Annotated in this window: 10 protein-coding genes; 6 read left to right on the plus strand and 4 right to left on the minus strand. The window is 66.7% G+C overall.

Going from position 1 to position 10,764, the window contains the following annotated elements:
• Window positions 1-28: 28 nt before the first annotated feature.
• On the minus strand, window positions 29-829 hold the full coding sequence (locus tag CEX88_RS14950) for a crotonase/enoyl-CoA hydratase family protein (RefSeq protein ID WP_064347973.1): 801 nt from the start codon (window positions 827-829) through the stop codon (window positions 29-31).
• Window positions 830-898: 69 nt separating this feature from the next.
• Here CEX88_RS14950 and CEX88_RS14955 point away from each other — a divergent pair, with 69 nt between their 5' ends.
• Window positions 899-2,551 carry an acyl-CoA synthetase gene (locus tag CEX88_RS14955; RefSeq protein WP_094294057.1) on the plus strand — a complete coding sequence of 551 codons (1,653 nt, stop codon included), beginning with the start codon at window positions 899-901 and terminating at the stop codon, window positions 2,549-2,551.
• A 5-nt stretch (window positions 2,552-2,556) separates the two neighbouring features.
• Window positions 2,557-3,678, plus strand: coding sequence for an NAD(P)H-dependent flavin oxidoreductase (locus CEX88_RS14960; protein WP_094294058.1), 1,122 nt, complete (start codon window positions 2,557-2,559; stop codon window positions 3,676-3,678).
• A 90-nt stretch (window positions 3,679-3,768) separates the two neighbouring features.
• On the opposite strand, the gene fadD17 is transcribed toward CEX88_RS14960, so the two are convergent.
• Genes fadD17 through CEX88_RS14975 form a run of 3 tightly spaced genes read right to left on the minus strand, consistent with a single transcriptional unit; the run spans window position 3,769 to window position 7,563 of the window.
• A complete protein-coding gene (gene fadD17, locus CEX88_RS14965) occupies window positions 3,769-5,274 on the minus strand; it encodes a long-chain-fatty-acid--CoA ligase FadD17 (RefSeq protein WP_094294059.1) in 1,506 nt (501 codons plus the stop codon).
• Window position 5,275: 1 nt separating this feature from the next.
• Window positions 5,276-6,373: an acyl-CoA dehydrogenase family protein gene (locus tag CEX88_RS14970; protein WP_094294060.1), complete on the minus strand. Its 1,098-nt coding sequence runs from the start codon at window positions 6,371-6,373 to the stop codon at window positions 5,276-5,278.
• A gap of 8 nt (window positions 6,374-6,381) precedes the next feature.
• Complete coding sequence (locus tag CEX88_RS14975) at window positions 6,382-7,563, minus strand: acyl-CoA dehydrogenase family protein (protein ID WP_094294061.1); 1,182 nt, start codon at window positions 7,561-7,563, stop codon at window positions 6,382-6,384.
• Between the two features lie 145 nt (window positions 7,564-7,708).
• On the opposite strand from CEX88_RS14975, the gene CEX88_RS14980 reads away from it, so the two are divergent.
• The 4 genes from CEX88_RS14980 to CEX88_RS14995 all read left to right on the plus strand — a co-directional run bounded on the left by CEX88_RS14980 (window position 7,709) and on the right by CEX88_RS14995 (window position 10,759).
• The gene (locus tag CEX88_RS14980) at window positions 7,709-7,900 is read left to right on the plus strand and encodes a ferredoxin (RefSeq protein ID WP_064399180.1); all 192 of its coding nucleotides are present in this window, start codon (window positions 7,709-7,711) and stop codon (window positions 7,898-7,900) included.
• Between the two features lie 45 nt (window positions 7,901-7,945).
• A complete protein-coding gene (locus CEX88_RS14985) occupies window positions 7,946-8,860 on the plus strand; it encodes a 3-oxoacyl-ACP reductase (RefSeq protein WP_094294062.1) in 915 nt (304 codons plus the stop codon).
• A 263-nt stretch (window positions 8,861-9,123) separates the two neighbouring features.
• Window positions 9,124-9,888 carry an MlaE family ABC transporter permease gene (locus tag CEX88_RS14990; RefSeq protein WP_064347984.1) on the plus strand — a complete coding sequence of 255 codons (765 nt, stop codon included), beginning with the start codon at window positions 9,124-9,126 and terminating at the stop codon, window positions 9,886-9,888.
• A gap of 28 nt (window positions 9,889-9,916) precedes the next feature.
• Window positions 9,917-10,759 carry an MlaE family ABC transporter permease gene (locus tag CEX88_RS14995; RefSeq protein ID WP_094294063.1) on the plus strand — a complete coding sequence of 281 codons (843 nt, stop codon included), beginning with the start codon at window positions 9,917-9,919 and terminating at the stop codon, window positions 10,757-10,759.
• Window positions 10,760-10,764: the final 5 nt, after the last annotated feature.

A 10,764-nucleotide genomic window follows, 5' to 3' on the forward strand; every position in this document is an offset into this window, starting at 1 on the left:
CACAATTGGAGGCGGCGACGCCGCGGTCCTACTTCATCTGGAAGTTCGGGGCCCGCTTCTCCTTGAACGCCCGCGGGCCCTCCTTGGCATCCTCGCTCAAAAACACCGGGATGCCGTTGGCGGTGTCGGGCTTGAACGCCTCGTTCTCATGCATGCCCTCGGTCTCGCGGATGGTCTTGAGGATCGCCTGCACGGCCAGCGGCCCGTTGTTGTTGATCACCTCGGCGATCTCCAGCGCCTTGTCCAGCGCGGTGCCGTCGGGCACCACATAGCCGATCAGCCCGTACTCCTTGGCCTCAGCGGCGGTGATGTGCCGTCCGGTCAACAGCAGATCGCACGCGATGGTGTACGGAATCTGGCGCACCAGGCGCACCGCCGAGCCGCCCATCGGATACAGGCTCCACTTGGCCTCGGAGATGCCGAACTTGGCGCTCTCGCCCGCGATGCGGATGTCGGTGCCCTGAAGGATCTCGGTGCCGCCAGCGATGGCCGGGCCCTCGACGGCGGCGATCAGCGGTTTGGTCAGCCGGCGGCCCTTCAGCAGCGCGTCGATGCGCGACGGGTCGTAGCTGCCGTCCTTGAACGAGTCGCCCGGCGGCTTGGCCGTCGCCGCCTTGAGGTCCATACCCGCGCAGAAGTAGCCGCCGGCGCCGGTCAGGATGCAGGTGCGGATCTCGGGATCGTTGTCGACGCGGTCCCAGGCGTCCACCATGATCGAGAGCATCTCGGTCGAGAGCGCATTGCGTGCCTCGGGCCGGTTGAGCGTCAGGATCAGGGTGTGTCCGCGCTGCTCAATGAGGGCGTCGGGGCCCTTCTGGGGATCACTCACGAGGGTTCGCCTTCCAGCGTCGATGCCACAGACTTGTCTGGAAATGTAACACGTTCTAGTTTAGGTCTCGTGGCCCTGAACATTGCCGATCTCGCCGAGCACGCCGTCGACGCCGTGCCAGACCGTGTCGCCCTCATCTGCGGCGACGACCAGTTGACGTACGCCCAGTTGGAGGAGCAGGCCAACCGGTTGGCCCACTACCTCATCGACCAGGGCGTCAAGAAGGACGACAAGGTCGGCGTGTACTGCCGCAACCGCAACGAGATCGTCGTTGCGATGCTCGGCATCGTCAAGGCCGGCGCCATCCTGGTCAACGTCAACTTCCGATACGTCGAGGGCGAGCTGAAGTACCTGTTCGAGAACTCCGACATGGTCGCGCTGGTACACGAGCGCCGCTACGCCGACCGCGTCGCGAACGTGCTTCCCGAGACCCCTGCCGTGAAGACCGTACTGGTGGTGGAGGACGGCAGCGACGACGACTTCGAGCGTTACGGCGGCGTCGAGTTCTACACCGCACTCGAACAGGCCTCGCCGGAGCGCGATTTCGGCCCGCGCAGCGAGGACGACATCTACCTGCTCTACACCGGCGGCACCACCGGTTTCCCCAAGGGCGTGATGTGGCGCCACGAGGACATCTACCGGGTGTTGTTCGGCGGCACCGACTTCGCGACCGGCGAGTTCGTCAAGGATGAATACGACCTTGCCAAGGCGGCTGCAGAGAACCCGCCGATGATCCGCTACCCGGTCCCGCCCATGATTCACGGCGCCACCCAATCGGCGACCTGGATGTCGCTGTTCTCCGGCCAGACCACCGTGCTGGCACCGGAATTCGACGCCGACGAGGTCTGGCAGACCATCGAGAAGCACAAGGTGAACCTGTTGTTCTTCACCGGCGACGCGATGGCGCGCCCGCTGCTGGACGCGCTGACCAAACTGCACGACGCCGGCCACGAGCCCGATCTGTCGTCGCTGTTCCTGCTCGCGAGCACGGCCGCGTTGTTCTCGACCAGCATCAAGGAGAAGTTCCTCGAACTGCTGCCCAACCGGGTGATCACCGATTCGATCGGATCCTCGGAGACCGGCTTCGGCGGCACCAGCATCGTGGCCAAGGGGCAGTCGAACACCGGCGGGCCGCGGGTCACGATCGATCACCGCACCGTCGTCCTCGACGAGGACGGCAACGAGGTCAAGCCGGGATCGGGTGTGCGCGGGTTGATCGCGAAGAAGGGCAACATCCCGGTCGGGTACTACAAGGACGAGAAGAAGACGGCCGAAACGTTCAAGACGTTCAACGGGATTCGCTACGCCATCCCGGGTGACTACGCCGAGGTCGAGGCCGACGGCACCGTCACGATGCTCGGTCGCGGCTCGCAGTCGATCAACAGCGGCGGCGAGAAGATCTACCCCGAAGAGGTCGAGGCCGCGCTCAAGGGTCATCCCGACGTGTTCGACGCGCTCGTGGTCGGGGTGCCCGACGAACGCTACGGCCAGTGCGTCGCGGCGGTCGTGCACCGCCGCCCGGGCACGAACCCGACACTGGCCGAACTCGACACGTTCATCCGCCGGGAGATCGCGGGATACAAGGTGCCGCGCAAGATCTGGTGGGTCGACGACATCCATCGCACACCGGCCGGTAAGCCGGACTACCGGTGGGCCAAGGACATCACCGAAGAGCGCCCCGCCGACGAGGTGCACGCCAACCATGTGGGATCGGCGTCGTGACGGGAATGCGCACTGAGCTGTGCGATCGGTTCGGCATCGAGTATCCGATCTTCGTCTTCACGCCGTCGGAGAAGGTTGCCGCCGCGGTCAGCAAGGCAGGCGGTCTCGGCGTGCTGGGCTGCGTGCGGTTCAACTCGGCCGACGATCTCGAAGACGTGCTGTGCTGGATGGACTCCAACACCGACGGCAAGCCCTACGGCGTCGACGTGGTGATGCCCGCCAAGGTGCCCCAGGAAGGCACGGCGGTCGACATCAACAAGCTGATCCCGCAGAGCCACCGCGACTTCGTCGACAAGACGCTCGCCGATCTCGGAGTTCCGCCGCTGCCGGAGGACGGGGACCGTAACGAGGGTGTGCTCGGGTGGCTGCACTCTGTGGCGCGTTCACACGTCGAGGTCGCCCTCAAGCACCCGATCAAGCTGATCGCCAACGCCCTCGGGTCACCACCCAAGGACGTCATCGACCAGGTGCACGCCGCTGGAGTTCCGGTCGCCGCGCTGGCGGGCAGCGCCAAACACGCTCAGCGCCACGTGGACAACGGCGTCGACATCGTGGTGGCGCAGGGGCATGAGGCCGGTGGTCACACCGGTGAGATCGGTTCGATGGTGCTGTGGCCGGAAATCGTTGACGCGCTTGGCGGTAAGGCCCCGGTGTTGGCCGCCGGCGGTATCGGCACCGGCAGGCAGGTGGCCGCGGCGCTTGCGCTCGGTGCCTCCGGGGTGTGGATGGGATCGGCGTTCCTGACGGCGGCCGAGTACGACCTCGGGCACCGCAAGCCCGGCGGCATCTCGACGATCCAGGAGGGGTTGCTGCGGGCGACGTCGGCCGACACCGTGCGCCGGCGGATCTACACCGGTAAGCCCGCCCGTCTGCTCAAGACGAAATGGACCGACGCCTGGGATGCGCCCGAAGCCCCCGAGCCGTTGCCGATGCCGCTGCAGAACATCCTCGTCAGCGAGGCGCATCAGCGCATGAACGAGTCGGACAACCCCGACACCGTGGCGATGCCGGTCGGCCAGATCGTGGGGCGGATGAACGAGATCCGCCCGGTCGCCGACATCATCGCCGAATTGGTGGCCGGCTTCGAGGAGGCCACCCGTCGGCTCGACGGCATCCGCGGAGACTAGCTTTCGGCCGAGCGTGGGCTCGAGTCACGCTAATTCGCGGACTGCGTGACACGACCCCACTTTCGGCGCAGGAGGAGTCACCCACCAGCGCTAGCGCGGAATCGGATACACGGGTTCGGAGCAGCCTGTACCCTCGGCCGCCAACTGACGTTTGATCACCTTGAACGTCTCGGTGCGCGGCAGCGCCGTGCTGACCCGTACGAAGGCGGGCCACTGCTTGGGCCCGAGATCGGTTTGTTCGCATAGGAATTCGCGGAACGCATCGGCATCGAAAGCCACACCGTCGGTGAGGGTCAGTGCGGCCATCACCTGGTCACCGACGTCGGGTGCGGGTATTCCGTAGACCGCGACCTCCACGACGTGGGGGTGCCGCAGCAGCACCCGCTCGATCGGTGCCGCGCCGAGGTTCTCGCCGTCCACGCGCATCCAGTCACCCAGCCGGCCCGCGAAGTAGGCGTAGCCCTTCTCGTCACGGTAGGCCAGGTCGCCACTGTGGTAGACCCCGCCGCGCATCCGCTCTGCGTCGGCCTCCGGATCGTTGTAATAGCCCTCGAAACGCCCTGCGTCCGAGACGTTGACGAGCTCACCGGTGACACCGGGCGGGCACGGTTCGCCGGTGTCGACATCGACGATCTCCGTTCCCGGCGGGAGCGGGCCCAGCGAGCCGGGCGGAGTGTCGGGCGTGCGGGCGATCGCGATACCACCCTCGGTGGAGCCGAAGCCGTCCATCACCACCGTGCCGAACCGCGTCGCGAACCGCTCGACGTCGGCGGGCGCACCCTCGTTGCCGTACACCGCTCGCAACGGATTGTCCGCGTCGTCGGGGCGCTCGGGTGTCGCGAGAACATACGACAGCGGCTTGCCGACGTAGTTCGCATACGTCGCACCGAAGCGACGGACATCGGGGAGGAACTGTGAAGCGGAGAACTTGCGGCGCAACGCCAACGAACTCTGCGACGCCAGCGCCACCGCCCAGCCGACCAGCACCGCGTTGGAGTGGAACAGCGGCATCGACACGTAGCAGACATCGCCGGGTCCGAGGTCGAAGCGCTGCGTCATCGTCACACCGGCCACCGCGACCTTGCCGTGGCTGCACTTGACGGCCTTCGGGTCCCCGCTCGTACCCGAGGTGTAGATCAGCATGAACAGGTCTGCGGGTTCGGCGTCGCGCACGACGACCGGCTCGTCGGCGAACGCCGCCACCTCGGCCGCCCAGCCCGGCGAGTCGACATCGATGTGGTCGATACCGCCGATCACGTCTTGTGATCCCGAATCAGCAAGCACGAGTTGGCAATCGGCATGCGCGATGTCACGCTGCAGCGCCGCGCCCCGGCGGACGGGGTTGAGGCCGACCGGCACGATCCCGGTCAGCCCCGCGGCGGCCAGGACCGCCGAGAAGAACGGCGTGTTCTGCAGCAGCACCCCGATGTGAGGGGGCCGGTCCGGATCGAGACGGACCCGCAACGCGGCGGCGACGGCCGCGGCGTACCGCAGGTGCTCGCGCCAGGGGGTGAAGGTCTCCTCGAAAAGCACGCCGCGATCGTCGAAGTCGACCAGCGGCGCCAGCAGTTCGGCGACCGTGGGCAGCCTGTTCACATCACGCGGGCGTATCGGCCAGCTCCCGACCGATGCGCAGCAGTTGACCCGTCGCGCCGCCCACCGCGAACTCGGTCTGCTTGGCCGCCAGGAAATATCGGTGCACAGGGTGGTCGATGTCGATCCCGACTCCGCCGTGCACGTGCACGGTGGTGTGGGCGACGCGGTGGCCGGCGTCGGCGGCCCAGAACGCGGCGGTGCTGACGTCGACGTCGGCGGGCAGATCCTCGGAGAGCCGCCATGCGGCCTGGGTCAGGGTTAACCGCAGGGCCTTGACGTCGATGTAGCCGTCAGCCAGTCGTGACGACACCGCCTGGAAGCTGCCGATCGGCCGGTCGAACTGTTCGCGTTCGCGGGCGTACTCCGCGGTGAGCTCCAGCGCGCGTTCGAGCACTCCGAGCTGAAAGGCGCTGCGGCCCAGCGCGGCCCGCACGGTCAGCCACGCCGCGACGTCACCGTCGCCGACGACCCGGCCGACGTCGACTTCGGTGCCCTGCAGCTCCACGTGGGCGACGCTGCCGTGACCGGTGGTGCTCAACGACTCGATCGTCACGCCGGGATCGGTCGCCGCGACCAGGAAAACCTTGAGGCCCGAGTCTGTTTCGGCCGGGATCAGGAACGCATCGGCGACCGGACCGTAGGGGACCTGGGTGCGGGATCCGGTGAGCCGGTAGCCCGCACTGGACGACTGCGCCTGCACCGGGCCCTGACCCATCTCGCCGTCGAGCGCGACGGTGAGGACCTTGTCACCCTTGATCGCGGGCACCGCCCACTCCTGCTGCAGTGCCTCCGAGGCGAACCTGGCCAGCGCGCCGGCGCCCAGCACGACCGACTCGAGGTACGGCACCGCCGACAACTGCCTGCCGAGCGCGACCAGGATCGCCACCTGCTCGAGCGCCCCGAATCCGCCACCGCCCACCGACTCCGGAGCGGCAGCCGAGAGCACATCGGCCTCGATCAGCTTCCCCCACAGCGTCTTGTCGAACCTTTGGTCGAGGCCGTCCAGTTCGCGCTGGCGCTCGGGGGTCACGACGGAGTCGACGATCGTGCGGACCAGTCCGCCGAGATCCTCTGACGCTTCGGTTGTCTTGAAATCCATGTCGAGTCCTATCGGTTCACTCGGGGCAGGCCGAGCGCGACCATGCCGATGATGTCGCGCTGAATCTCGTTGGTGCCGCCGCCGAACGTCAGGATCAGGCAGCTGCGGTGCATCCGTTCGATCCGCCCGCGCAGCAGGGCCCCCGGCGTGCCCGGCCGCAGCGTGGCCGCGGTGCCCAGCACCTCCATCAGCAGGCGGTAGGCCTCGGTGGCCAACTCGGTGCCGTACACCTTGGCAGCCGACGCGTCCGCCGGGGAGGGCGCGGCGTCGTCTGCTGAAGCCAGTTCCCAGTTGATCAGCTTGAGCACCTCGGCCTTGGCGTGCACCCGGGCCAGGTTGAGCTGGACCCACTCCGAATCGATCAGCCGGTTGCCATGCACATCCTTGGTGTTCTGCGCCCACTCGCGAACCCCGTTGAGCGCCAGAAAGATCGGTTGAGCCGACACCAGTGCGACCCGCTCATGGTTGAGCTGGTTGGTCACCAGCTTCCAGCCGGCGTTCTCCTCGCCGACCAGGTTGGTCGCGGGCACCCGGACGTCCTGGTAGTAGGTGGCGCTGGTGTCGACGCCTGCCATGGTGTGCACCGGCGTCCAGGAGAACCCCTCGGCGGTGGTGGGGACGATCAGCATCGAGATTCCGCGGTGCTTCTTGGCCTCGGGATTGGTGCGCGCGGCCAGCCACACGTAGTCCGCGTAAGCGATCAGGCTCGTCCACATCTTCTGGCCGTTGATGACGTAGTCGTCGCCGTCGCGGACCGCGGTGGTGCGCAGCGACGCCAAGTCCGTGCCTGCGCCCGGTTCCGAGTAGCCGATCGAGAAGTGCAGATCCCCCGCGGCGATCTTGGGGAGGAAGAACTTCTTCTGCTCCTCGGTGCCGAAGTGCATGATCGTCGGCGCGACGCTGTTGATCGTCAGGAACGGCACCGGCACATTCGCGATCGCGGCCTCGTCGTTGAAGATCAGCCCGTCGATGGGAGGGCGCTCCTGGCCGCCGAACTCCTTGGGCCAGGACAACGTCAGCCAGCCGTCCTTGCCCATCTGCGCGACGGTCTCGCGGTAGACGTTGCCGCGTCCCATCTCGCCGTCATTGGATGCGAGCGCTTCGGCGCGCTCGGGCGTCATCAGCTTGGTGAAGTAGGAGCGCAGCTCGCGGCGCAGCTCTTCCTGCTCTGGGGTGTAGCCGATCCGCATCGCCTTGTCCTAACTTCTCTAGAGGCACGAAGTGGCGTACCGGGAGCCAGCCCCGATTCCCTCCCGGTTGTAACACGTTCTAGTCTTGGGGTCCAGGCCGGTGCCACACTGGGCTCGGAGCAGCTTTGACCGCGAGGAGGTTGTGATGAGGGTGGAAGTGGACCGGGACCGGTGCGAAGGCAACGCCGTTTGCGTGGGAATCGCGCCCGACCTGTTCGATCTCGACGACGAGGATTACGCGGTGGTCAAGCTTGATCCGGTACCCGCCGACCAGGAGGACCTGGCCGAGCAGTCCATCGCGGAGTGCCCGAGAGCGGCGCTGCTTCGCCGAGACTAGAGGCATTCATAAATTGACGACGCACGCGGGCACCCGAGGAGTGGCATGAGTACAGACCCCAACGACCTGTCCGGCCGCGTGGCGGTGGTAACCGGCGCGGCGGCAGGGCTGGGGCGCGCGGAGGCCATCGGCCTTGCCCGGGCCGGCGCGACCGTCGTCGTCAACGACATCGCCCCCGCGCTCGACAAGTCCGACGTGCTCGACGAGATCTCCGCGGCGGGCGCCAAGGGCGTCGCGGTGGCCGGTGACATCAGCGAGCGCTCGACCGCCGACGAACTGGTCGAAACGGCCGACGGACTCGGCGGCCTCGGCATCGTCGTCAACAACGCGGGCATCACCCGCGACCGCATGCTGTTCAACATGTCCGACGAGGACTGGGACGCGGTGATCGCCGCGCACCTGCGCGGGCACTTCCTGTTGACCCGCAACGCGGCCACCTACTGGCGCGCGAAAGCAAAGGAAAACAACGGTCAGGTCTACGGCCGGGTCATCAACACCTCGTCGGAAGCCGGGCTGGTGGGACCGGTCGGGCAGGCCAACTACGGCGCCGCCAAGGCCGGGATCACCGCGTTGACGCTGTCGATGGCCCGTGCGCTGGAACGCTACGGCGTGCGGGCCAACGCGATAGCACCTCGCGCCCGCACCGCGATGACCGCGGACGTGTTCGGCGAAGCGCCGGAGTTGACCGAGGGTCAGATCGACCCGCTGTCGCCCGACCACGTCGTGAAACTGGTGCGCTTCTTGGCCTCCCCGGCGGCCGAAGGGGTCAACGGTCAGCTCTTCATCGTCTACGGTCCTACCGTGACACTGGTGGCAGCGCCGACGGTCGAGGCACAATTCAGCGCCGAAGCCGATGCCTGGGACCCGTCGAAGTTGTCCGCAACCCTCCAGGAGTACTTTGCTGGACGCGATCCGCAGAAGTGCTTCTCGGCCACCGCGCTGATGAATCAGCAAGACTGACGGTCTCGTTCGTTACGGCCGAGCTCGACTAGAACACGTTCTAGAATGAGCTGGGTCACACTTGCCCTGACCAGCACAAAAATCACATTTGTGACTCCATTTTCGGGGCTTTGACACTCCGAACGTGTTCTAGTTAGTATGATCCGGCTCACCGAGAGCAACGCTGAGCCAAGGGGTGGGAAGTCCGCCGTGACAACGTATTTCACCTCTTCGCCACGAAGACGACGCGCCGAACATCCCTTCCCCCGAGAACGGAGCAAAGGTTGATCGAACAGCTCGCGGCACCGGCACGGGCCGTGGGCGGGTTCGTCGAGATGTCGTTTGACACGTTCGCCAAGACGTTCCGGCGGCCGTTTCAGTTCCGTGAGTTCCTCGACCAGACCTGGATGATCGCGCGGGTTTCGCTGGTTCCGACCCTGCTGGTGGCCATTCCTTTCACGGTGTTGGTCGCGTTCACCCTCAACATCCTTCTGCGCGAGATCGGCGCCGCCGACCTGTCCGGCGCGGGTACCGCCTTCGGCACCATCACCCAGCTCGGGCCCGTCGTGACCGTGCTGGTGGTGGCGGGCGCGGGCGCGACCGCCATCTGCGCGGACCTGGGCGCGCGCACCATCCGCGAGGAGATCGACGCCATGCGGGTGCTGGGCATCGACCCCATCCAGCGGCTGGTGGTGCCGCGCGTGCTCGCCTCGACATTCGTGGCGCTGCTGCTCAACGGCCTGGTCTGCCTGATCGGCCTGTCCGGTGGATATGTGTTCTCGGTCTTCCTGCAGGGTGTGAACCCCGGCGCGTTCATCAACGGGTTGACGGTGTTGACCGGCCTCGGTGAGCTCGTCATGGCCGAGATCAAGGCGCTGTTGTTCGGAGTGGTGGCCGGGCTGGTGGGCTGCTATCGCGGGCTGACCGTCAAGGGTGGCCCCAAGGGCGTGGGCACCGCGGTCAACGAAACCGTCGTCTACGCGTTCATCTGCCTGTTCGTGATCAACGTGGTGATGACCGCGATCGGCGTGAGGGTGCTCGAGCGATGAACGCTTGCGTGAAGAGCAAAGGGCTGCGATGAGCTACGACGTCACCCTTCGCTTCCGGCGCTTCTTCAGCGGTGTGCCGAAGATCGTCGACAACATCGGCGAGCAGGCGCTGTTCTACGGCGAGACGATGCGCTACCTGCCCAACGCGGTGCGGCGGTACCGCAAGGAGACGGTCCGCAACATCGCCGAGATGACGATGGGCACCGGCGCGCTGGTGATGATCGGCGGCACGGTCGGCGTCGCGGCCTTCCTGACCCTGGCGTCCGGCGGCGTCATCGCCGTTCAGGGCTACAGCTCACTGGGCAATATCGGCATCGAGGCGCTGACCGGCTTCCTGTCGGCCTTCCTCAACGTCCGCATCGTGGCCCCGGTGATCGCGGGCATCGCGCTGGCGGCGACGATCGGCGCGGGCACGACCGCGCAACTGGGCGCCATGCGGGTGTCCGAGGAGATCGACGCCGTCGAGGCCATGGCCGTGCACTCGGTGTCCTACCTGGTGTCCACCCGCCTGATGGCCGGCATGGTCGCGATCATCCCGCTGTATTCACTGTCGGTGCTCGCCGCCTTCTTCGCCGCGCGATTCACCACGGTGTTCATCAACAAACAGTCCTCAGGCCTCTACGACCACTACTTCAACACCTTCCTGGTGCCGACGGACCTGCTGTGGTCCTTCCTCCAGGCGATCGTCATGGCGGTCGCGGTCATGCTGGTGCACACCTATTACGGCTACACCGCGTCCGGCGGCCCCGTCGGCGTCGGCATCGCGGTGGGCCAGGCCGTGCGGACCTCGCTGATCGTCGTCGTCACCATCACCCTGTTCATCTCACTCGCCGTCTACGGCGCGTCCGGCAACTTCAACCTCTCCGGGTAGGCGGG

The sequence above is a fragment of the Mycobacterium neumannii genome (genome assembly GCF_002245615.1).
Lineage (GTDB): Bacteria > Actinomycetota > Actinomycetes > Mycobacteriales > Mycobacteriaceae > Mycobacterium > Mycobacterium neumannii_A.